The 20,406-nt window shown below is 57.5% G+C and carries 21 protein-coding genes; 14 read left to right on the top strand and 7 right to left on the bottom strand.

What is annotated here, in order from left to right; genetic code table 11:
• Window positions 1-41: 41 nt before the first annotated feature.
• The 4 genes from C8N45_RS18395 to C8N45_RS18380 are packed head-to-tail and all read left to right on the top strand — an operon-like array spanning window position 42 to window position 4,451.
• The gene (locus C8N45_RS18395) at window positions 42-1,016 is read left to right on the top strand and encodes an ABC transporter permease (RefSeq protein ID WP_108387721.1); all 975 of its coding nucleotides are present in this window, start codon (window positions 42-44) and stop codon (window positions 1,014-1,016) included.
• A 13-nt stretch (window positions 1,017-1,029) separates the two neighbouring features.
• Entirely contained in the window at window positions 1,030-2,031 is a 1,002-nt protein-coding gene (locus C8N45_RS18390; RefSeq protein ID WP_108387720.1) for an ABC transporter permease, read from the top strand.
• Entirely contained in the window at window positions 2,028-3,539 is a 1,512-nt protein-coding gene (locus tag C8N45_RS18385; protein ID WP_108387719.1) for a sugar ABC transporter ATP-binding protein, read from the top strand. The genes C8N45_RS18390 and C8N45_RS18385 overlap by 4 nt, the downstream gene beginning before the upstream one ends.
• A gap of 54 nt (window positions 3,540-3,593) precedes the next feature.
• Window positions 3,594-4,451, top strand: a complete 858-nt coding sequence (locus C8N45_RS18380) for a fumarylacetoacetate hydrolase family protein (RefSeq protein ID WP_108387718.1) — start codon at window positions 3,594-3,596, stop codon at window positions 4,449-4,451.
• A 35-nt stretch (window positions 4,452-4,486) separates the two neighbouring features.
• Here C8N45_RS18380 and C8N45_RS18375 read toward each other — a convergent pair whose 3' ends face one another.
• From C8N45_RS18375 to C8N45_RS18350, 6 genes are read right to left on the bottom strand one after another with little or no spacing between them, the layout of a single operon-like run.
• Entirely contained in the window at window positions 4,487-5,707 is a 1,221-nt protein-coding gene (locus tag C8N45_RS18375) for a glycosyltransferase family protein (RefSeq protein WP_108387717.1), read from the bottom strand.
• A 12-nt stretch (window positions 5,708-5,719) separates the two neighbouring features.
• Window positions 5,720-6,505 (bottom strand): HAD-IIB family hydrolase, encoded by a 786-nt coding sequence (locus C8N45_RS18370; protein WP_108387716.1) that lies wholly within the window; start codon window positions 6,503-6,505, stop codon window positions 5,720-5,722.
• 44 nt (window positions 6,506-6,549) lie between these two features.
• Window positions 6,550-7,023, bottom strand: coding sequence for a DUF6505 family protein (locus C8N45_RS18365; RefSeq protein WP_108387715.1), 474 nt, complete (start codon window positions 7,021-7,023; stop codon window positions 6,550-6,552).
• A gap of 1 nt (window position 7,024) precedes the next feature.
• Entirely contained in the window at window positions 7,025-7,720 is a 696-nt protein-coding gene (locus C8N45_RS18360) for a biotin/lipoate--protein ligase family protein (RefSeq protein ID WP_108387714.1), read from the bottom strand.
• Complete coding sequence (locus tag C8N45_RS18355) at window positions 7,717-8,772, bottom strand: Mrp/NBP35 family ATP-binding protein (protein WP_108387713.1); 1,056 nt, start codon at window positions 8,770-8,772, stop codon at window positions 7,717-7,719. Before C8N45_RS18355 ends, C8N45_RS18360 begins: the two co-directional genes overlap by 4 nt.
• The gene (locus tag C8N45_RS18350; RefSeq protein ID WP_108387712.1) at window positions 8,773-8,964 is read right to left on the bottom strand and encodes a DUF6494 family protein; all 192 of its coding nucleotides are present in this window, start codon (window positions 8,962-8,964) and stop codon (window positions 8,773-8,775) included.
• An 84-nt stretch (window positions 8,965-9,048) separates the two neighbouring features.
• Here C8N45_RS18350 and C8N45_RS18345 point away from each other — a divergent pair, with 84 nt between their 5' ends.
• Complete coding sequence (locus C8N45_RS18345; protein ID WP_108387711.1) at window positions 9,049-9,774, top strand: hypothetical protein; 726 nt, start codon at window positions 9,049-9,051, stop codon at window positions 9,772-9,774.
• Here C8N45_RS18345 and C8N45_RS18340 read toward each other — a convergent pair.
• The gene (locus tag C8N45_RS18340; RefSeq protein ID WP_108387833.1) at window positions 9,768-11,714 is read right to left on the bottom strand and encodes a 4Fe-4S binding protein; all 1,947 of its coding nucleotides are present in this window, start codon (window positions 11,712-11,714) and stop codon (window positions 9,768-9,770) included. The two genes, C8N45_RS18345 and C8N45_RS18340, sit on opposite strands and share 7 nt — an antisense overlap.
• A gap of 417 nt (window positions 11,715-12,131) precedes the next feature.
• On the opposite strand from C8N45_RS18340, the gene C8N45_RS18335 reads away from it, so the two are divergent.
• The 9 genes from C8N45_RS18335 to C8N45_RS23950 all read left to right on the top strand — a co-directional run bounded on the left by C8N45_RS18335 (window position 12,132) and on the right by C8N45_RS23950 (window position 20,397).
• Complete coding sequence (locus C8N45_RS18335; RefSeq protein WP_108387710.1) at window positions 12,132-12,671, top strand: DUF3305 domain-containing protein; 540 nt, start codon at window positions 12,132-12,134, stop codon at window positions 12,669-12,671.
• A complete protein-coding gene (locus C8N45_RS18330; protein WP_108387709.1) occupies window positions 12,668-13,273 on the top strand; it encodes a DUF3306 domain-containing protein in 606 nt (201 codons plus the stop codon). The genes C8N45_RS18335 and C8N45_RS18330 overlap by 4 nt, the downstream gene beginning before the upstream one ends.
• 2 nt (window positions 13,274-13,275) lie before the next feature.
• On the top strand, window positions 13,276-13,875 hold the full coding sequence (locus C8N45_RS18325; protein WP_375342482.1) for a TorD/DmsD family molecular chaperone: 600 nt from the start codon (window positions 13,276-13,278) through the stop codon (window positions 13,873-13,875).
• 55 nt (window positions 13,876-13,930) lie between these two features.
• A complete protein-coding gene (locus C8N45_RS18320; protein WP_108387707.1) occupies window positions 13,931-14,116 on the top strand; it encodes a twin-arginine translocation signal domain-containing protein in 186 nt (61 codons plus the stop codon).
• A 63-nt stretch (window positions 14,117-14,179) separates the two neighbouring features.
• Window positions 14,180-17,068: a formate dehydrogenase subunit alpha gene (locus C8N45_RS18315; RefSeq protein ID WP_108387706.1), complete on the top strand. Its 2,889-nt coding sequence runs from the start codon at window positions 14,180-14,182 to the stop codon at window positions 17,066-17,068.
• Between the two features lie 13 nt (window positions 17,069-17,081).
• Complete coding sequence (gene fdh3B / locus C8N45_RS18310) at window positions 17,082-17,678, top strand: formate dehydrogenase FDH3 subunit beta (RefSeq protein WP_108387705.1); 597 nt, start codon at window positions 17,082-17,084, stop codon at window positions 17,676-17,678.
• A gap of 87 nt (window positions 17,679-17,765) precedes the next feature.
• Window positions 17,766-18,959: a formate dehydrogenase subunit gamma gene (locus C8N45_RS18305; RefSeq protein WP_108387704.1), complete on the top strand. Its 1,194-nt coding sequence runs from the start codon at window positions 17,766-17,768 to the stop codon at window positions 18,957-18,959.
• Window positions 18,960-20,270 (top strand): c-type cytochrome, encoded by a 1,311-nt coding sequence (locus C8N45_RS18300; RefSeq protein WP_108387703.1) that lies wholly within the window; start codon window positions 18,960-18,962, stop codon window positions 20,268-20,270.
• Between the two features lies 1 nt (window position 20,271).
• Window positions 20,272-20,397 carry a hypothetical protein gene (locus tag C8N45_RS23950; RefSeq protein ID WP_258793325.1) on the top strand — a complete coding sequence of 42 codons (126 nt, stop codon included), beginning with the start codon at window positions 20,272-20,274 and terminating at the stop codon, window positions 20,395-20,397.
• Window positions 20,398-20,406 lie beyond the last annotated feature (9 nt).

The raw sequence follows: 20,406 nt of genomic DNA, 5'->3' as shown, positions 1-20,406 counted from the left end.
ATCAACATCGAACATAAGCCGGCGACCTGAGGGAGGGGATCATGGCAACAATGACTAAGCAGCAGATCGGAAGCATTTTGGCAAAGCAGGGTATCCTGATTGCCTTTGCGGTTTTCATGATCGCCTTTACCCTTGCCAACGCAAAGTTCCTGTCGGTCGATAACCTTTTCAGCGTGGTGCGTTCTTCCGCCATTCTGGGGGTCATGGCGCTGGGTGTGACCTTTGTGGTCATCAGCGGCAATCTGGACCTGTCGGTTGGATCAATGATGTCATTTTCCACCATCGTGGTGCTTGATCTGCATGACAAGATCGGTCCGATGCTGGCAATCCCCGCCATGTTCGGCATGACGCTGTGTCTGGGGGCCTTTATCGGGTTTCTGGTGGGCTATCTGCGGCTGAATTCGCTGATTGTTACGCTGGGGATGCTTTCGGCAATCCACGGGCTGACCCTGACCTATTCGGGCGGTCAAAACATGGATATCGCCGACAAGGAAGGCACATGGTTCAGTATCTTCGGACAGGGGTCGGCGCTTGGTATTCCGGTGCCTATCCTGATTTTCATCGCTGTTGCCGCAATATTGGGCCTACTCCTCGCCAAGACACCGTTTGGCCGCAAGGTCTATGCCGTGGGTGGCAATGGCACCGCCGCCACCTTTTCGGGTATCCGGCGCGCGCGCACGGTGTTCACCTGCTATCTGATTTCAGCAGGATGTGTCGCCACCGCGGGCCTGATACAGGCCAGCCGGTCGCTTGGGTCACAAAACACCGTCGGCCAAGGGCTTGAGCTTGAGGTGCTTGCTGCCGTCATACTTGGGGGCGCGTCCCTGCTGGGCGGGTCAGGCACGATATTCAAGACTGTTATCGGCGTGCTGATCCTTGGGTTTATCCAGAACGGTCTGTTGCTTGTGGGCCTGCAATTCTATGTCCAGTTCGTTGTGACGTGGGTCATTATCATTCTTGCAGTCTGGCTTGATATCGCAGCCAAGCGCGGCAAGCTTTGGTCGACGATCGCATAGGGGAGGGAAAACCATGCAACCGGGAACATTGTCCAAAGCACTGAAAAGCGGCGCAATCTGGGGCTTTATCGTGCTTGAGCTGATCTTTTTCAGCGTCGCGGGCGAATATTTTTCGCTGTCCGACAAGGCCTTTATGGACTTTGAGAACATGCTGCTGCTGCTCAAGCAGTCGGCCCCCATCGGGATTATCGCGATGGGAATGACGATCATCATGGTCAACGGCAATATCGACCTGTCCGTTGGCGCAACCTTTGCCATCGCGGCAATTGTTTTGCTGGACAGCATGACATGGCCGATCTTTGCGGGGCTGGGCGATTGGGTCATCCCTGTGGCGTGGTTGCTGGCGCTGTTGGTAGGAACCCTGCTGGGCGCGCTGAACGGGCTGATTGTCTGGAAAACGGGCGTGGATGCTTTCATCGTGACACTTGGTTCGATGTTGGGGTTTCGGGGCATCGTATTTATGTTCAACGGCGAAAACCCCACCAGCCACCTGAACTGGACCCTTGTCGACTTTGCCGAGGCCGAGTTTCTTGGACTTGCCACAGCATCATGGTTCTTGTTGATCGTGACACTTGTGATCTGGTTCTTGATGACCAAGACCGTCCATGGGCGCAACGCCTATGCCATCGGTGACAACCGCGAGGCGGCAGTCAACGCGGGTATCCGCGTGGGGCCACACATGATGATCAACTTTGCGATCATCGGATTTCTGGCGGCGCTTTCGGCGGTGGTGTTCTATTCCGAATCCGGGTCGGTCAACCCTAATGACGGACAGCTTTACGAACTGTGGGTGATCACGGCCGTTGTCCTTGGCGGCACCAAGATCACAGGCGGAGCGGGGTCGGTCATCGGCACCTTTGGCGGGGTCATCGCGATCCAGCTATTGCGCAAGGGGCTGGGCCATATCGGTGCGGACACATCAACCGTGAACCTTGTGATCGGGCTGATCCTGATCGCTGTGCTGTTCCTTGACCGCCAGTTGAACATCAAGGGCAAAGAGGAGTTGAAGGTATGACCGACGCAAAACCTGTCCTGCATCTGGAAGATATCGTCAAGACATTCCCCGGCGTGCGCGCCCTTGATGGTGTGTCATTCGCGGTCATGCCTGGCGAAGTACACGCCCTGATGGGTGAGAATGGCGCAGGCAAATCCACCCTGATGAAGGTCTTGGGCGGTATTCACCAACCCGATGGCGGCGATATATTTGTTGGCGACGACAAGGTGACGATGGCCGGCCCGCTAGAGGCCAAGGCCAAGGGGATCGTCTTTATTCATCAGGAGCTCAGCCTGGCCGAAGAACTGTCGGTCGCTGAAAATATCTATCTCGGGGAACTCCCCCGCAAGAGCCTTGGCCGCGTCGATTGGGCCAAGCTGGCCGACCAGACCAACGCGATTTTGAAAAAGCTGAACGTGGGCTTTGACGCAAGGACCCGTGTCGGCGATCTGTCTATTGCCAATCAGCAAATGGTTGAGATCGCCCGCGCTCTGACCGTGGATGCCAAGGCCGTAATCTTTGACGAACCGACGGCATCGCTGACGGACGCGGAAAAGGTCGTGCTGTTCGATGTGATCGCTGATCTGCAGGCCGACGGCGTGGGCATCATCTATATCTCGCACCGGATGGAAGAGATTTTCAAGATTACCGATCGCATTTCGATTTTGCGCGACGGACAGTATCAAGGCACGGTTGTCACCGCAGACACGGACGAGGAATCCGTCACCCAGATGATGATCGGACGCAAGCTGGACCTCAGCCGTAATGCATCGCACCACGAGATTGGTGATATCGCCCTTCAGGTGCGCGGGTTAAGTTGCGGCAAGCTGTATCAGGATGTCAATTTCGAAGTGCGCCGCGGCGAGGTCGTCGGTTTTTACGGGCTGGTCGGTGCCGGTCGGACCGAGATTGCCGAAACGCTGTTTGGCCTGCGCGACCCGTCCGCCGGACAGATCCTGCTTGACGGGGAAGAGGTACGAATCCACTCCCCCGCTGACGCCATTGCGCGTGGCATCTCGCTTGTGCCCGAGGACCGCAAGGGCCAAGGTTTGGTTTTGGGTATGAATTGCCGTGACAACATGACCCTGCCGCAGGTCGAGGACCTGAAAACCGGGCCATTCGTGGCCGAAGGGGCCGAGATCGCAATCTTTGACCAATACCGCGACCGGCTGGATATCCGCACGCCGGGCTGGAAGCAAAAGGTCGGCAACCTGTCAGGCGGCAACCAGCAGAAAATCGTCATTGGCAAATGGCTTTCGATGCATCCCAGCGTGCTGATCGTCGACGAACCTACGCGGGGCATTGATGTCGGCAGCAAGTCCGAGATCCATAAGTTGCTGCGCGAACTTGCGGCCCAAGGCTATGCCGTGATGGTCATCAGCTCTGAAATGCCCGAGGTGCTGCATGTCTCTGACCGGATCGTGGCCATGTATTCGGGCAAGGTCATGCGCACGTTCACATCCGAAGAGGTCACGGAAGACAGCCTGATTCAGGCCATTTCGGGCCTCGGCGACAATCAGGCCGCTTAAATAGGCCCTCAGGTCGCTGCTATATTCAACGAAATGTAATGATTGGGAAAAATCATGAAACTGCTTCGCTATGGCCCTGCCGGTGCCGAAAAACCAGGGCTGCTTGATACGTCTGGCAATGTGCGTGATTTGTCCGCTGTTGTGCCTGACATCGCCGGGGCTGCGTTGCGCCCTGACGTGCTGAAGAAACTGCAAGAGCTTGATGTCTCGTCTCTGCCGCTGGTGGCAGGCACCCCGCAACAGGATTTGCGACTTGGGCCTTGCGTCGGGGACATTGGCAAGTTCATCTGCATCGGTCTGAATTACGCCGACCACGCCGAAGAAGCAGGCATGCCGATCCCGCCAGAGCCGGTGATTTTCAACAAATGGACGTCGGCTATCTGCGGGCCGAACGACCCGATCCAGATCCCCCGCGATTCCGTCAAGACCGATTGGGAGGTCGAACTGGGCGTCGTCATCGGCGCACCTGGCGCATATATTGATGAGGCCAACGCCATGGATCATGTGGCCGGGTTTTGCGTGATCAACGACGTGTCAGAACGTGAATTCCAGCTTGAGCGGGCAGGCACTTGGGACAAGGGCAAAGGCTGCGACACCTTCGGGCCGACCGGGCCGTGGCTTGTAACGACGGACGAAGTGGCCGACATGGACAATCTGGAAATGTGGCTTGAGGTGGATGGTGACCGCATGCAATCGGGCAACACATCAACCCTGATCTATAAAATCCCGCATCTGATTTCCTATTGCAGCCGCTTCATGAGCCTGCAATCGGGGGACGTGATTTCAACGGGGACTCCGCCGGGGGTTGGCATGGGCCAAAACCCGCCGCGTTACCTGTCAGGCGGAGAGGTCGTAACGCTTGGAATCGCGGGCTTGGGCGAACAGCGCAGTTCGGTGCTTGCGGCATTGTAAGGCAGGTCTACGCACTGGAAAGTGTAGTCGATTGTTCAATCAAACTCGGCCGCATCCGCTGCCGCCGCTGCCCGCATGTCTGACAGGAATTTCGGGTCTGCCGCATGGACCCGGTTCCATGTCGGTATGAAGGGCGTTTCGTGCGGGTTTTCCAGAAACACTTGCCCCGCACGCATGATATTTTCGGCAAACAGTTCGATGGCAAGTTCTTCTTTGTGACGGTCAATGGACAGCCCGTTCATTTTTGAGTCGTTGTAATAGGCCTCCAGCAGGTCAAGCGCGCTGCGGTAGTAGGTCGCTTTCAGCGTGCGGAATACATTGGGGGTAAAGATCGTGCCATCAGCGGCCAGTTTACGGAAGATCGCTTTGCAGATGTCTGTGGACATGCGGCTCAGGCCGGCATTGGCGTCTTCGGGGCTTAACTCCTGATGTTTGTGGTCATAGGCGTCGGATATTTCGACCTGACAGACCGCTTTTGGGGCAAGATTGCGCCATGCCTCGGACAGAACCCCGATTTCCAGGCCCCAGTCAGAGGGGATGCGCAAGTCGGGCAGAATGGCGGTGCGCATCGCGAATTCACCTGACAGCGGATAGCGAAAGCTGCGCAAATAGTCGATGTAATCGCGGTCGCCCACGACCCGTTTGAGTGCGATCAGCAAGGGGCTGACTAACAGTCGTGTGACCCGCCCGTTCAGCTTGTCCTGCCCGATCCGGGCATAATAGCCTTTGGCCACCTGATAGGGAAAGCTGGGGTTAGCCACAGGATAGACCAGACGGGCGAGCAATTCATTGGTGTAGGTCATGATGTCACAATCATGGATCGCCATTACCGCGCTGTCTTCGCAGGCCATCAGATAACCCATGGCGAACCAGACGTTTTTGCCTTTGCCCTGCTCTGCGGGGGCCAGGCCCATCTCTTGCAGCCGGGCGTCTAAGGCCAACATGCGCGGGCTGTCGTTCCAGATGACGATGTGGTTCTGGTTCAGCCCTTTGAAGAACTCTTTGGCATGGCGAAACTGTGCCTCGTCCGCGCGGTCCAACCCGATGATGATCCGGTGCAAGTAGGTGACTTTCGCAAGTTCGCTCAGGATCAGCGGCATCGCATCGGTTTCAAGCTCTGAATAAAGGCACGGCAGGATCAGGGACATCTTGCGCGTTTGTGCAAATGTCTCCAACTCGTATGTCATCTCATCCAATGACTGGGTCCGCAGGTTGTGCAGTGTCGCGATATGTCCATTCTGATGAAAATCGGCCATTTCCGGTGCTCCTTACTCAAGCTTGAGACGTTTGATCAGATCGCATATCGCGCGGTTCCAGCCCTGTGGCCCAGGCAATTCGGTCCGCATGATTCGGCCGGCCGTTTCACCGTCAAGTGGCGGTAACGGATCACGGTGGGGATTGGCAACGATAAAGCCGTAATCAGCCGCTTGCAGCATTTCCACGTCATTGGGCGCGTCGCCCAAGGCGACAGTCGCACCCGGCTGATAACGGGTGATGATATCAGACATCTGGTCGGCCTTGGTTCGCCCAAAGGAAAGGGTCAGAAATCGCCCGCCTTCACGCGCATGGATACCACGCTGGGCCAGTTCTCGTTCGAATGCACCGCGCTCGAGGCTGTCACCTGTCCAAAGCCCCGGTTCGGAAAAGGCACGCTGCGCGGCAAGCGCTGCGCTCTTTTCGGGCAGACCTGTCATTTGGGCGATCTGCGCGACATTCATATCGCCGAACCCGCAATACTGTGCCCGAAGCGGCGGTGGAACGTCGTCCAGCGCCGCACGCAGCCGAACATAGGCGTCACCGCCCCCCGCGTCGGCGTCGCCCGGCGGCAAAATCCCGGCGCCGTTTTCCACGATGGCGGGCCAGTCGCACAGTCCCATTTCATCTCGTAATGTCACAATTTCAGGGGCCGTCTTGCTGCTGGCCATGATGATCCCGGCCCTGATCCGACGCAAGGCGGCTAGGGCGGGCAGCGCGGCATCGTACCGATAGCTGTCGTGGTCTATCAGTGTGCCGTCAAGGTCGGTGAAAACCAAAAGGGGGGGCGGCGCTGTCATTGCCCGTATACTGCGTGGCGATGCAGACCGCTGCAACCGTAATATCAGTCCCCGCCATGCACCGCGAACATATCAAGCGCGGCATCACGCTGTTCGATAATCCGGTAGCTTTCCTTGACCCCGGCGGGCGTCAGTTCCCGCGCGACAGTCATGACCGTGTTCGGCGCGTGCTCTTCGCACATTTCCATCATCTGGTTCAGCTCTTCGCGCGCGGCCGGCATTGCCGCTTCGACGGAAGGTGCCCCATAGATCGTGACGAAATGCTGGGCGAGCGCTTGGGTCAGTGCGTCAAGTTCCGCTGGTTCAATCCGTGTGACCGCGACAAACGTGACCCTGCCAAAGGTTTCGACGCCAAGCCAGCCGTTCGAAAAGGCCTGCTTGGCTTTGCCTGTCAGGTCGCCTTCGGTCCAGTTGGAAAATTCGAAGCCGCCGGAAATACACCATTCGCCAGTGCGTGCCGGTGAATGAAAAACATTCATATCGCTTTCGTCAAAGTGGATCGCACGTGCCAGCATCATGTCAAACGTCCTTTAGCAGATAGGTCAGCGGGATCATCAGGCTCGTGGCTTCGTTGCGCAGAAGAATGCCAAAACGTTCGTCGATTCCCAGAAAGGTGCCGGATTTGTCACCAAGTGTCAGCGGCTCACCAATCCCATGTGCCAGCCCTTCCCATTGCTTGTGCAGGGTGGCCACCCCGGTGTCGGTCCATGCGTTGATCCCGACAAGCGTATGCCGCACCCATGCTTCGAGCAAGGCAACGGCATCCACGTCCGCACAGCCTTCGGCATAAAGCGCTGTCTGGTCAGGGGTGCCGCCGGTTTCTTCACTTTCAGGCCAAAGCCGCAGTTCAAGCCCGACAACAAGCCAGTTCGGCACCTCATCTGCGTTCGTCGTGTCGCTTGCGATATCCAGCGCGCCGCAGACCGCCCCGTTGATCCGAATATTGCCTGCCCATTCAAGATGCACGGCAGTTTCGGGGGGCGACAAGGCGCCAAGCGCGTTTTGAAAGCCCACACCGCAAAGCGGCAGCATGACCATGGCTTCGCCCAAGGTGACATCGGGTGCAAAGACGATTGCCGCGCGCAGCCTGTCCGCGCCCAGATCATAGACGACTAGACCCGCATCGCAGCCTTTGTCGGCCTTGGCACAGGAGGCGTTGAACGGGTCAGGGTCGGCCTGCCCGCTGAACAATGGCGGAAAACTTGGCTCGCTCATGCCTTGCCCGCAGCGACAAGTGACTTGGCCACTTTGCGGAAGGCCTGCGCCTGTGCCGAGTCCGGCTTGGAGACCACAATCGGCGCACCGCCGTCAGACGCCAGCCGGATATCCAGATGCAGCGGAATTTCCGCCAGCAATGGCACGCCCAGCTTTTCAGCCTCGGCCACCACGCCGCCATGCCCGAACACGTGTTCCTCAAATCCACAGTTCGAACAGATGTGCGTGCTCATGTTCTCGATCATGCCGATAATGGGCGTTTTCATCTGGTTGAACATGTCGATTCCCTTGCGGGCATCCAGCAGGGCCACATCCTGCGGTGTGGACACAACAATTGCCCCGTCAAGATGCGCTTTCTGCGCAAGCGTCATCTGCACGTCGCCAGTGCCGGGCGGCAAATCGACGATCAGCACATCCAGCGCGCCCCATTGCACTTGGGAAAGCATCTGCTGCAACGCCCCCATCAGCATCGGCCCACGCCAGACCACAGCTTGGTCATCATTCGTCATCAGGCCAATGGACATCATGGTGACACCATAGTTGCGCAACGGCAGGATCAGCTTGCCATCGGGGCTTTGGGGCCGGCCTGAAACGCCCAGCATCCGTGGTTGAGACGGACCGTAAACATCCGCATCCAGCATCCCTACGCGGCGTCCCTCTGCGGCCAGTGCACAGGCAAGGTTGGCGGCCACGGTGGATTTGCCAACGCCGCCTTTGCCGGATGCCACGGCGATAATCCGGTCGATGCCGGGAATTTTCTCGGGGCCTGTCGGTTCTGGTTTTCGATTAGGTTTCAGGTCGGGTGGGGCTGCCGGTTTGCTGTGGGCCGTCATGACAATGGACACTTTTGCAGCGCCCAAAGCGGCCAGTTTTTCTTCAGCTTCGGCTTTGATCGGCAGATAGGGCTCGGGGCTGGCGACTTCCATCACAAAGCGCACGGCGTCGCCATCCACGTTCAGTGCGCGGACCAGTCCGGCCTCGACGATGTCTTTGCCGGACGGATCTTTTATTTCCTTCAGGCAGTCCAGAACCTGTTCTCTTGTGATACTCACTTACGCGCCTTCGATCTTGCCTGTGACCACATGTTCCAGGTCGAGGTCGTCGATCGTCAGGACCATTTTCACATCATAACTCTTGCCAGCCGTGTCGCCGGCTGCACGCATGGCTTCTTCAATCGCTTGCTGCGATGTGACGCCCACCTGCTTGAGAAACTTCCGCATCGACATATTGAATTCGTCGCTCATGTCTCAATTCTCCGCTTGTATTGACGGACAGACCCTAGCGCCCCTAGGCTAATGTGCAAGCTGACCAAAGGCGGAGATGTGTGAATGTTGAAAAAAATTCTGGCCTTGGCCGTTTTGGCGGCCAGTCCGGTGATCGGGCAGGAAAAATCATTCACTCTCAACGCGCCTGACGTACTGGCAGACACCGGATTTTTGCAGCATTTGCTACCGCGTTTTTCTTTGAAAACCAGCATTCGCATCACCCGGACCACAGATGCCGCCGACGCCACTTTCGGACCCGAGGGCACGCCCGTTTTCAAGCAAGGTGATGTGCTTTGGCATCTGAACAAGACAGACGGTCCCTATACGGATGCATTTGAGGAATGGCTTTTGTCAGACGTCGGCAAGCGCACGATCGAAGCGTTCGTTCCCGAAGACAGCGCCGCGTTCAGCGCCGATGTCGCGGTGCAGGTCGTCGCCGCGGCGCCGCAGTTTGTCGGCGATACGGCCATGGGCGAAGACCTGAGCCTGCAACATTGCGGCCGGTGCCATGTGGTCAATGAAACCAACCGGATGAAAACCATAGGGTCGACCCCGTCGTTTGGGCTTATGCGCAATTTCCCCGATTGGCACAGCCGGTTCCAGACGTTTTTCCTGCTACGTCCGCATCCGGCGTTCACACAAATCACCGACGTGACCGACCCGTTTGCGGATAATTTGCCATCGCCGATTGCCCCGATTGAGGTCACGCTGGACGAATTGGAGGCAATCATCGCCTATGTGGCGACGATCCCGCCTGCAGATCTCGGGGCGGCAATCCGGTCTCAGTGATCCCTGCGCTTTGACAGGTAGTCATCAGTGGTGCGCGGGCGCGGGCGCTCGCCGCTCTGGAACGGATTGTTCTCGGAATGATACTGCGCCTGGATCCGGCAATTGTCGCACATCTGGATCATCTTGGCGGCATCCGACGTGGCAAACATAGGATGGGTGCCCGCCAGTTTTTCGGTGATCTTCTCGACCGTGGATTTGACGCCGAATAGCGAACCGCAAGAGATACAGGCAAAGGGCTCTTCCTCGTGGACAACCCGCTGGGTAAATGCCGCATCGGTTAAGTCCAGCTGTGGTTGCAGGCTGATCGCATTTTCGGGGCAAATGTTGGTGCAAAGCCCGCATTGCAGACAGGCGTCTTCCTGAAAGCGTAGTTGCGGCAGGTCGGGATTGTCACCCAAAGCCCCTGAGGGGCACAGCGACACACAGGATAGACACAAGGTGCAGGCGTCAGTATCGACGACAACTGCGCCATAAGGGGCATGTTCCGGCAGCGCGATCACGCTGGCGTCGGGCTGCAATGTCTTGGCGGCCAGTCGCGTGACCTGCCTGCGGCTGCCCATTGGCAAGACGGGCGCGCAATCCACGGTAGCACCCGTTGGGGCATATAGCAGATCGCAAAGCGCATCGGGGTCAGCGGGGTCAAGCAGGTCAATGGCCGCAGCGCCTGCAATGGCATGTGCCAGTGCCATCTGGCTGGTGATCACGTCGCGTTCGGTCTTGGGTGACAACAACACGTCAACATGTCCAAAGCCACAAGCCAGCGCGGCCAGCATTTCAGCGTGCCCAAAGCCCGACAGTGCATCCACCTCAAGCGGTATCGCATTGGCGGGCAGGCCACGCCCGAAGCGGGCGGCAAGCGCAATCATCTCGCGCCCATGGGTACCATCATGCACCAGTAGGGATGCATCCTTGCCACCCGCTTTGCGATAGGTGCTGGCCAGCGTGTTCATGCGTGCGAAAATGCTGTCCACCGGCGGGGCGTCATAGGCGATCGCGCCTGAGGGGCAAGCGGCTGAACATGATCCGCAACCGGCACAGATCATCGGGTCAATCGCTACATGTTCCCCTGCGGATGTGATCGCACCTGTGGGGCAGACGTTCAGACAGTTCGAACAGGCGGGTTGCTCGGCGCGGCTGTGGGCGCACAGGCTCTCTTCAAGACGCACATAAAGCGGCTTTTCGAAGGTGCCGACCAACTGCGCTGCCTGAAACACTGCTTTGGCCACAGCAGGCGGGTAGGTGGGGTCTGCACGCAGGTATCCCTCGCGCTTTTCGGGGGCGGAAAACAACGCAGTGTTTCCTGACAGATCAAGCAGAATATCGCACTCGGAAACCGCGCCATTTTGTCGCTCTGTCAGGGTGAAACTGCCGCGCCCGCCAGGGATCAATTGCTGCAATGCGTCAATCTTCACGGAAAAGCCGCCCAACGCGCCTGACGCCTGCCGCAATGTGCCGACGACGCAGTCAAAGCGCCGGTCAATTGGAACATCATCAGCCGAGGTCAGCAAGACAGTGACGGCAAGCGTTTCACACAGATCTGCCGCCGCTTGCAGGGCAGCGTCGCCGCCGATAATCAGGCATGTGCCTTCGGATATTACATCCAGAGACTTGCCGATTGGCAATGTCATCGCGGCTTCTGCGGCGAGTGCGGCCATTTTGGGGGCTGTGTTGCCTGTCCCCCAACCCGCCCTGTCGCGCAGATCAACAAAACCGGGGCTGTCGACGCCGACTTCTTCGGCAAGCTGTTCAAACCGCTGCTGTTCTTGCTGGCAGGCGACAATCGAATCGCCCGTAGCGATTTCCTTGGCGGCATCGTCTAGCTGGTGTGTGCACAGCCCTGAATAGACTTTGGTGCAGGCCAACCCTGATCCATTGGAAATCGCATCAGCGTCAAGTGTCTGAGAGCCGAGGCAATCACATAAAATGAGCCGTTTGGTCATATCTTTCCCCTGGATGAGTGTCGTGCCGGTTAGCGGAACCGGTAGCGTTACGTAGCCGGTATTCTGTCGGATGGTAAACCGCTTTTCATAAATGTGATCACAAATCCAGAAATGCTGCGCGCGCAAAGTAAATTAGTTTTGATGTGGTAAAAGACCGCTGGTTTCGCGCACAGTAATGCCTTCTAATACGGTCATTTCCGACGATCATGGCGCTGGAAAAGGTTGAGTTGCTGCGCCGCGGCGATAAAAAAATTGCTGTTTGACGGAAGAAAACTCTTTAAGTTTAGGTCATCCTCGTGCAGCATAAGAGCTGTGTAAGGTCCTGAGTATAAAAGCCTTTAAGTTTCGGCGAGACTTCTGCGACCTGGCGCAATCAACATCCTTGGGGGAATTTTGCAGACGACCGACACAAAATCTATGTCTATTCCGCTCGGAGTTGTCATACGGAGAGTGCCGGGCGTCACACGTTGGGCAAAATACGTCTGGAAAGCCGTCGCCGTTTTGCCGGGTGCCGGGGACTCTCACTGGAAAGAGTTGCGCCGCGACGGTGATGCAGTGGAATTCCATGCGGCCACGCTCCCTTTGGAATTGTTCCGCTCGGATACCGAAGCTTACCTGCACGGATTGTCCGCCAAGATTCCTGCTGTTTACGTGGTGATGCGCGAATCCATGACCGACAACCCGCTCGATATCATTCTTGTCACGGCCTCCCCTTACGAGGCGCAGGACTATGCGGACTCGGGCGAAGAGTTGGTGGAGAAAGTGCCGATGCCCGAAGGGCTGATGGCTTGGGTCCGTGATTTTGTCGAGGCACATCACGAGGATGAAGAGTTCATCAAGCGTCGCCGCGACAAGCATCGCGTAGACCGGAAGCAAGATGGGATAGGTGACGCGCGTATCCGGCAGGCAGCCGATGTGTACCGTGCCCCCGGTGCCCGTAAGGAGCAGGTGCATTGAGCGACACAGCGAGTTTCTGGGCGCGACGCAAAAAGGCGGTTCTGGCCGAGGAACAGGCAGCGCAATCCGCTGTGGCCGCGCAGTCAGCAGCCGACGAGCAGGCAGCATTCGACGAAATGTCCGATGCAGAGGTTCTGTCGGCGCTGGAATTGCCCGACCCCGATACACTGTCTCTGGGCGATGACTTTTCCGCATTCATGGCAAAGGCTGTCCCGGACCGCATCCGCCGTCGGGCATTGCGCACCTTGTGGCGGTCAAATCCTGTCTTGGCGAACGTTGATATGCTGGTCGACTACGGCGAGGATTTCACCGACGGCGCGAATGTCGTTGAAAACTTGCAGACTGCCTATCAGGTCGGGAAGGGCATGATGAAACATGTCGAGGAAATGGCCCGGCAGGCTACCGAATTGGAGGCTGCCGAGGCGATTGAGGCCGAAGAATCGGCCGAGGATCTGTCACAGCCGGATGATCTGATCGCTGCCGCTGACGACGCGCCCGTGGCTTTGACGTCTGATGAGCCTGACCAGACTATCGATGAAGTAGAGGCCCAGGTCGCCCCAACCCCGCGTCGTATGACGTTTCGTATCGAGGAAAACGCGTGAATATGGCAGCTGAAATACCCGTCGCTTCAGAAGATCGCTTGCGTGCGGACCTGTATAACTTTCTGGGCCTGATCCTGTCCGGCCCGCCTGACCAGTTTTTGCTGGATCAGTGCGCGGGCCTGTCGGGCGACGATACAGAGCTGGGCACCGCCATCGCAAGTCTGTCGCGGGTGGCCAAAGTGTCAAAGCCGCGCGCTGTGCAAAGTGAATTCAACGCGCTTTTCATCGGGCTGGGCCGAGGTGAGTTGCTGCCCTATGCCAGCTACTATCTGACCGGCTTTCTCAATGAAAAGCCGCTGGCGGCTCTGCGGACGGATATGATGGCGCAGGGCATGACCCGTGCCGACAATGTGTTCGAGCCCGAGGACAACATCGCATCCTTGATGGAAATGATGGCTGGGATGATCGTGGGCCGCTTCCGCGCGCCTGCGTCGCTTGATGTGCAAAAGGCCTTTTTCAACCAGCATATCGCCCCTTGGGCCGGTCTGTTTTTTGCCGATCTCGAAGCGGCCAAGAATTCTGTGCTTTATGCGTCTGTCGGCAGTGTTGGCCGCGCCTTTATGAATGTTGAGCGCGAAGCGTTCAGAATGACAGCAGGGTAACATCTGCGCGAAACCGGCGGGGATGCTCGCCATAACAGGGAAGGGAGACATCCCAATGACCAAGAAAACCGAAGGTGCCAGCCGCCGCGATTTTCTCAAACTGGCGGGAACTGCGGCACCAGCTGCTGTAGCCATTGCAGCCACTGCCACATCGGCAGAGGCGCAGACAGTCGATCTGACGTCTGAAAAGATGCAAGACACAGCGCATACGCGCGCTTACCTGGACAGCGCCCGCTTCTAGGACACGTCTGGCCAAAACGATAATCACCTAGCCACCTGATTGATGGCCGCAAGGGAGAATAAGATGCTTAGGAAAAAGACCAATGGGGTCGCGCGGCGTGCGCAGCGGACCGGAATTTTATCAGACGTCGCAGAGAAATCTGTCGATCGCCGCGCGTTTCTGCGTGGCTCTGGTTTGGCAATCGGTGGACTTGCCGCAATCTCTGCTGCGGGCGGTGCTGTTGCACCTGCTGCCGCGCAGACCTCATCCGCAGTTGTCGAGACAGTAAAATCGGTCTGCACCCACTGTTCGGTCGGTTGTACAGTCATTGCCGAAGTGTCAAACGGTGTCTGGACCGGGCAAGAGCCCGGCTGGGATAGCCCATTCAACCTTGGGGCCCACTGCGCAAAAGGTGCTGCGGTCCGCGAGCATGCCCACGGTGAGCGTCGCCTGAAGTATCCGATGAAAAAGGAAAACGGCGAGTGGGTCCGTATCAGCTGGGAACAGGCGATTGACGAAATCGGTGACGGCATGATGCAAATCCGCGAAGAAAGCGGCCCTGACAGCGTTTATTGGCTGGGTTCTGCCAAGCATAACAACGAACAGGCCTATCTGTTCCGCAAGTTTGCTGCTTACTGGGGCACCAACAACGTGGATCACCAAGCCCGGATTTGCCACTCGACCACTGTGGCCGGTGTGGCGAACACATGGGGCTACGGCGCCATGACCAACAGCTACAACGATATCCACAACTCCAAAGCGATCTTTATCATCGGCGGAAACCCCGCAGAGGCGCATCCGGTGTCCCTGCTGCACGTTCTGAAAGCGAAAGAACAGAACAACGCGCCTTTGATCGTCTGCGATCCGCGCTTTACTCGCACGGCCGCACATGCTGATGAGTTTGTGCGCTTCCGTCCCGGCTCAGACGTGGCGCTGGTCTGGGGTATTCTGTGGCACATCTTTGAAAACGGCTGGGAAGATCAGGAATTCATCCGCACCCGTGTGTGGGGCATGGACCAGATCAAGCAAGAAGTCGCCAAGTGGAACCCCGAAGAGGTCGAGCGCGTCACCGGCACGCCGGGTTCGCAACTGCAGCGCGTGGCCCGGACATTGGCCAACAACCGTCCCGGCACCGTGATCTGGTGCATGGGTGGAACGCAGCACACCAACGGTAACAACAACACACGCGCTTACTGCGTGTTGCAGCTTGCCCTTGGCAACATGGGTACATCCGGCGGCGGAACGAACATTTTCCGCGGCCATGACAACGTGCAGGGTGCAACCGACCTTGGCGTTCTGTCGCACACACTGCCGGGCTACTACGGTCTTTCCGATGGTGCTTGGGCCCACTGGGCACGGGTCTGGGGTGAAGACCTTGACTGGCTCAAAGGTCAGTTCGTTACCGCATCTATTGATGGGGAAGACAAGCCACTGATGAACCAAATCGGCATCCCTGTCAGCCGTTGGATCGATGGGGTCCTTGAAGACCCTGCGAATATGGATAACCCCGATAAAGTCCGTGCTATGGTCTTGTGGGGCCATGCGCCCAACTCACAAACCCGGCAAAAGGAAATGAAAACAGCGATGGAGCAGCTTGATATGCTCGTCGTGGTTGACCCTTATCCAACCGTGTCGGCTGTTATGCAGGACAGGACTGACGGTGTATATCTGTTGCCGGCCTGTACCCAGTTTGAAACCCATGGCTCTGTCACCGCATCAAACCGGTCGATCCAGTGGCGTGAAAAAGTTGTCGACCCTCTGTTCGAAAGCCTGCCTGACGAAGTAATCATGGCCAAGTTTGCAAACAAGTTTGGCTGGGCTGATCGTTTCTTCCGGAACATCGAAATGGAAGACGCCGAGACACCCGTTGTTGAGAGCGTGACACGCGAATTCAACAGCGGCATGTGGACCGTCGGTTATACGGGTCAAAGCCCTGAGCGCATCAAGAAGCACATGGCCAACCAGCATACCTTTGACCGGACAACGCTTCAGGCGGTTGGTGGCCCTGCTGATGGTGATTACTACGGTATGCCATGGCCATGCTGGGGCACGCCCGAGATGAACCACCCCGGCACACCCAACCTTTATGACATGTCAAAGCCGGTGTCTGAAGGTGGTTTGACGTTCCGCGCCCGTTTCGGCGTTGAACGTGACGGTGACAATCTGCTGGCCGAGGGTGTTTATTCCGCCGGGTCCGAAATTCAGGATGGTTATCCCGAATTCACCATGCAGATGTTGATGGATCTGGGCTGGGATGGCGATCTGACCGCAGAAGAGCGGGCCGCCATTGACGCTGTCGCGGGTCCAAAAACCAACTGGAAAACCGACCTTTCAGGTGGCATCCAGCGGGTCGCCATCGCCCACGAATGTGCGCCGTTTGGGAACGCAAAGGCCCGTGCGGTTGTCTGGACCTTCCCTGATCCTATTCCGCTGCATCGTGAACCGCTTTACTCGAACCGTCGTGACCTTGTTGCGGACTATCCGACTTACGAAGACCGGAAGTTCTATCGTCTGCCGACAATGTATGCGTCGATCCAGAAGCAGGATTTCAGCGAAGACTATCCGATCATTCTGACCTCCGGTCGTCTGGTTGAATATGAGGGCGGTGGTGATGAAACCCGGTCCAACCCATGGTTGGCCGAGCTACAGCAGGACATGTTTGTTGAAATCAACACACGTGACGCCAACAATCTGGGCGTACGTGACGGTGCGCAAGTCTGGGTCGAAGGCCCTGAAGGCGGCAAGGTCAAAGTCATGGCCATGGTCACCGAGCGGGTTGGCGAAGGCGTAGCCTTTATGCCGTTCCACTTTGGCGGCCACATGGAAGGCGTCGATCTGCGGGACAAATACCCAGAAGGTGCAGACCCCTACGTATTGGGTGAAAGCACCAACACCGCACAAACCTACGGCTACGATTCAGTGACCCAGATGCAAGAGACGAAAGCCACTCTTTGCAAAATCTGGACAGCGTGAGAAGGATAAGATTATGGGTGCTAGAGCTAAGTTTCTCGTAGATGCTGAACGCTGCATTGAATGCAATGCCTGTGTAACAGCCTGTAAAAACGAACATGAGGTGCCATGGGGGATCAACCGCCGCAAGGTGGTGACGATCAACGATGGCAGCCCCGGTGAGCGGTCGATTTCTGTGGCCTGCATGCATTGTTCAGACGCGCCTTGTATGGCCGTTTGTCCTGTGGATTGCTTCTACCAGAATGAAGAAGGGGTGGTTCTTCACTCCAAGGACCTGTGCATTGGCTGTGGTTACTGTTTCTATGCGTGCCCATTCGGTGCGCCGCAGTTCCCGCAGGCTGGCAACTTCGGATCACGCGGCAAAATGGACAAATGTACATTCTGCGCCGGTGGCCCGGAAGAGACACACTCCAACGCGGAATTTTCCAAGTATGGACGCAACCGGATCGCAGAAGGCAAGCTGCCAATCTGCGCCGAAATGTGCGCAACCAAGGCCCTGCTTGCCGGCGACGGTGACGTGGTGTCGGGTATCTACCGCGAGCGTGTCGTTGCCCGCGGATTCGGGTCCGGCGCATGGGGTTGGGGTACAGCTTACGATCAGAAAGACGGCTAACGGCCATCTTATCTGGATAAACATTCAGGGAAGGGGCGATCCCAATCGGGTCGCCCTTACCTATTCAACACACACCGAGGAACCGACATGTTGCGCGCTCTGATCGTTTTGTTGCTAAGTGCCTTTTTCATATCCACTGCCTCCGCTCAAGAAACGGCACCGGATCGGGCCGCGACGGGCGGTGCCCAAACGCTGGAAGACATTCTGGCCCGTCAACGTGGCGAAGAGATTGACGATAGCTTCCGACGCGACGCCATCGGGAATCCCGACGCCGCCGCCGACATCAGCAATCAGCTTGGGACCTTGGGCGGCGCATCCGACCCTGAACTCTGGCGTGCGTTGCGCTATAACTCGGCCGATATCACGGCCTCTAACAGTGGCCCTGCTGCAACCGTGCTTGTGCAGGACGGCGGTATGCGTTGGCTGATGTTCCGCGACGGGCCGCTTTCGACCTATGGCAGTTATCTTCTGCTGGGGACCATCGCCCTGCTTGCCCTGTTCTTCGTGATCCGGGGGCGCATCAGGATTGATGGCGAAAAGACCGGCCGCACGATTGAACGTTTCAAGAGCGTAGAGCGTTTCGGTCACTGGCTGCTGGCCGGGTCATTTATTCTGTTGGGGATCACCGGTCTGATTTCCCTGCTGGGGCGCAAGTTCCTGATCCCTGCTTTTGGGCACGAAGCCTTTGCCTTTATCGCCGTTGGGTCAAAGTGGGTCCATAACAACGTATCCTGGGCCTTTATGGTGGCCCTTGTGATGATTTTCGTGATGTGGGTCATCCACAATCTGCCTGACCGCTCCGACATCAACTGGTTGCTCAAAGGCGGCGGTATCTTCAGCAAAGGACATCCGCCCGCCAAGAAATTCAATGCCGGACAAAAGCTGATCTTCTGGTCCGTGATCGTTCTCGGTACGTCCATTTCTGTCAGCGGTCTGGCGCTGCTTTTCCCGTTCGAGCTGCCCATGTTTGCCGCGACATTTGCCAAGATGAACAGCCTTGGCATTTCAGGTGTGCTTGGGCTGGGTGAGTTGCCCACCGTGCTCGCGCCGCATGAGGAAATGCAATTGGCCCAACTGTGGCACGCGATCGTAAGCTTTGTGCTGATGGCGATCATTCTGGCCCACATCTATATCGGGTCCGTTGGGATGGAAGGCGCCTATGACGCCATGGGCACCGGGCAGGTCGAAGAACAGTGGGCCCGCGAACACCACTCGCTGTGGGTCGAAGAGGTGAAGGAAAAGGAAGGTGCTGCACCCGGCGGTGCAACGCCAGCAGAATAAATGCTACGGGCCTTTGGCCTGATTATGGCGCTGACACTGCCTGCACAGGCACAGGATTTCTTTACGCTGAGGGGACATGGTGGGCCGATTATGGATATTGCCGTGTCACCTAGCGGGCAGATCGCGACAGCCAGCTTTGACAATGCCGTCGGCCTTTGGGACAGCACCACGCCCACATGGTTTGACGGGCATGAAGCGGCGGTCAACGTCGTGACCTTCTGGAATGAAACGATTGCCCTGTCTGCGGGTGATGATTTTCAGGTGCGTGTCTGGCCCTCAGCGCAGGCAGGCCGTGTTTTGGGCAGGCATCAAGGCAAGGTGATCGCCCTGGCCACATCGCATGTCGCGCAGCGCGTCGCGTCTGCTAGTTGGGACGGCAGCATCGGCTTGTGGCCGCTGTCGGCAGATGGCGCCGCGCCAATGGATGCGAATCCGGTATTCTTGCGCGGTCACAGGCAGGGTGTGAATGACGTTGCCTTCACCGAGGATGGCAAGCGGCTGTATTCCGCGTCGACCGATGGAACCATCCGGGTTTGGGATGTGGCCAGCGGCGCCGAAGTGCAATTGCTGGCCAGCCACGGCTTTGGCGTGAATGAACTGATCCTGAACGAAGCGGAAGGCTGGCTTGCCTACGGGGCTGTTGACGGCAGCACCCGCTTTATTGATCCGCTCAGCGGGGACTTGATCCGTGATTTCACGCTGGAGCGCCGTCCGATCCTCGCGCTGGCCTATGACCCTTCAACGCGGCAATTGGCTGTGGGTGATGGCGACGGCTACATCATGATGATCGACACCGCCAAGATGCAAATTTCACGCGACTTCCGGGCCACGCAACAGGGACCAATCTGGGCGCTGGCCTTCTCACCGGATGGGCAGAATATCCACGCAGGGGGCATCGAAGATATCATGTATTCATGGCCTGTTGCGACAATGCGGGAACATGGTCAGATGGCAGGTGAGCCGCGCAGTTTTCTGCAAGACCCCGACACAATGGGCAATGGCGAGAGGCAGTTCAAACGCAAATGTTCGATCTGTCACACCCTGTCGGAAACCAGCGCCCGCCGCGCAGGTCCAACACTCCAAAACCTTTTCGGGCGACGCGCTGGCACGGTCAGCGACTACGCCTATTCCGAAACGCTCACAGGTTCTGAAATCGTCTGGTCAGACGAGACCATAAATGATTTGTTTGACGCAGGTCCGGATCACTATATTCCGGGTACAAAAATGCCGATGCAGCGTATCGCCAAGCAAAGAGATCGCTCGGATCTAATCGACTACCTGCGGACTGCAACCGCAGCAGAAGGGAACTGAAATGAAAGCCATGCTCTCCGCATTTGCAGCCATCGCCATCATCGCAGTCGGTGCGAACCAGATTCTGATCCGGACGGGATTTTCCAGTCAGGATCAAACGGCAAGCGCTTCTGTCCGGCTCGACTAAAAAGACTGC

Origin of the sequence: Yoonia sediminilitoris (genome assembly GCF_003058085.1) — a bacterium.
In the GTDB taxonomy this organism is placed as follows: Bacteria; Pseudomonadota; Alphaproteobacteria; order Rhodobacterales; family Rhodobacteraceae; genus Yoonia; species Yoonia sediminilitoris.
This window is presented reverse-complemented; position numbering and strand designations above follow the sequence as displayed.

Bases quoted from the DNA above. Each gene is read 5' to 3' on its own strand.
- C8N45_RS18395 (WP_108387721.1), top strand. From the start codon at position 42: ATGGCAACAATGACTAAGCAGCAGATCGGAAGCATTTTGGCAAAGCAG.
- C8N45_RS18305 (WP_108387704.1), top strand. From the start codon at position 17,766: ATGTTGCGCGCTCTGATCGTTTTGTTGCTAAGTGCCTTTTTCATATCC.
- C8N45_RS18335 (WP_108387710.1), top strand. From the start codon at position 12,132: ATGTCTATTCCGCTCGGAGTTGTCATACGGAGAGTGCCGGGCGTCACA.
- fdh3B (WP_108387705.1), top strand. From the start codon at position 17,082: ATGGGTGCTAGAGCTAAGTTTCTCGTAGATGCTGAACGCTGCATTGAA.
- C8N45_RS18315 (WP_108387706.1), top strand. From the start codon at position 14,180: ATGCTTAGGAAAAAGACCAATGGGGTCGCGCGGCGTGCGCAGCGGACC.
- C8N45_RS18380 (WP_108387718.1), top strand. From the start codon at position 3,594: ATGAAACTGCTTCGCTATGGCCCTGCCGGTGCCGAAAAACCAGGGCTG.
- C8N45_RS18345 (WP_108387711.1), top strand. From the start codon at position 9,049: ATGTTGAAAAAAATTCTGGCCTTGGCCGTTTTGGCGGCCAGTCCGGTG.
- C8N45_RS18365 (WP_108387715.1), bottom strand. From the start codon at position 7,023: ATGATGCTGGCACGTGCGATCCACTTTGACGAAAGCGATATGAATGTT.
- C8N45_RS18325 (WP_375342482.1), top strand. From the start codon at position 13,276: ATGGCAGCTGAAATACCCGTCGCTTCAGAAGATCGCTTGCGTGCGGAC.
- C8N45_RS18370 (WP_108387716.1), bottom strand. From the start codon at position 6,505: ATGACAGCGCCGCCCCCCCTTTTGGTTTTCACCGACCTTGACGGCACA.
- C8N45_RS23950 (WP_258793325.1), top strand. From the start codon at position 20,272: ATGAAAGCCATGCTCTCCGCATTTGCAGCCATCGCCATCATCGCAGTC.
- C8N45_RS18340 (WP_108387833.1), bottom strand. From the start codon at position 11,714: ATGACCAAACGGCTCATTTTATGTGATTGCCTCGGCTCTCAGACACTT.
- C8N45_RS18375 (WP_108387717.1), bottom strand. From the start codon at position 5,707: ATGGCCGATTTTCATCAGAATGGACATATCGCGACACTGCACAACCTG.
- C8N45_RS18390 (WP_108387720.1), top strand. From the start codon at position 1,030: ATGCAACCGGGAACATTGTCCAAAGCACTGAAAAGCGGCGCAATCTGG.
- C8N45_RS18320 (WP_108387707.1), top strand. From the start codon at position 13,931: ATGACCAAGAAAACCGAAGGTGCCAGCCGCCGCGATTTTCTCAAACTG.
- C8N45_RS18350 (WP_108387712.1), bottom strand. From the start codon at position 8,964: ATGAGCGACGAATTCAATATGTCGATGCGGAAGTTTCTCAAGCAGGTG.
- C8N45_RS18385 (WP_108387719.1), top strand. From the start codon at position 2,028: ATGACCGACGCAAAACCTGTCCTGCATCTGGAAGATATCGTCAAGACA.
- C8N45_RS18360 (WP_108387714.1), bottom strand. From the start codon at position 7,720: ATGAGCGAGCCAAGTTTTCCGCCATTGTTCAGCGGGCAGGCCGACCCT.
- C8N45_RS18300 (WP_108387703.1), top strand. From the start codon at position 18,960: ATGCTACGGGCCTTTGGCCTGATTATGGCGCTGACACTGCCTGCACAG.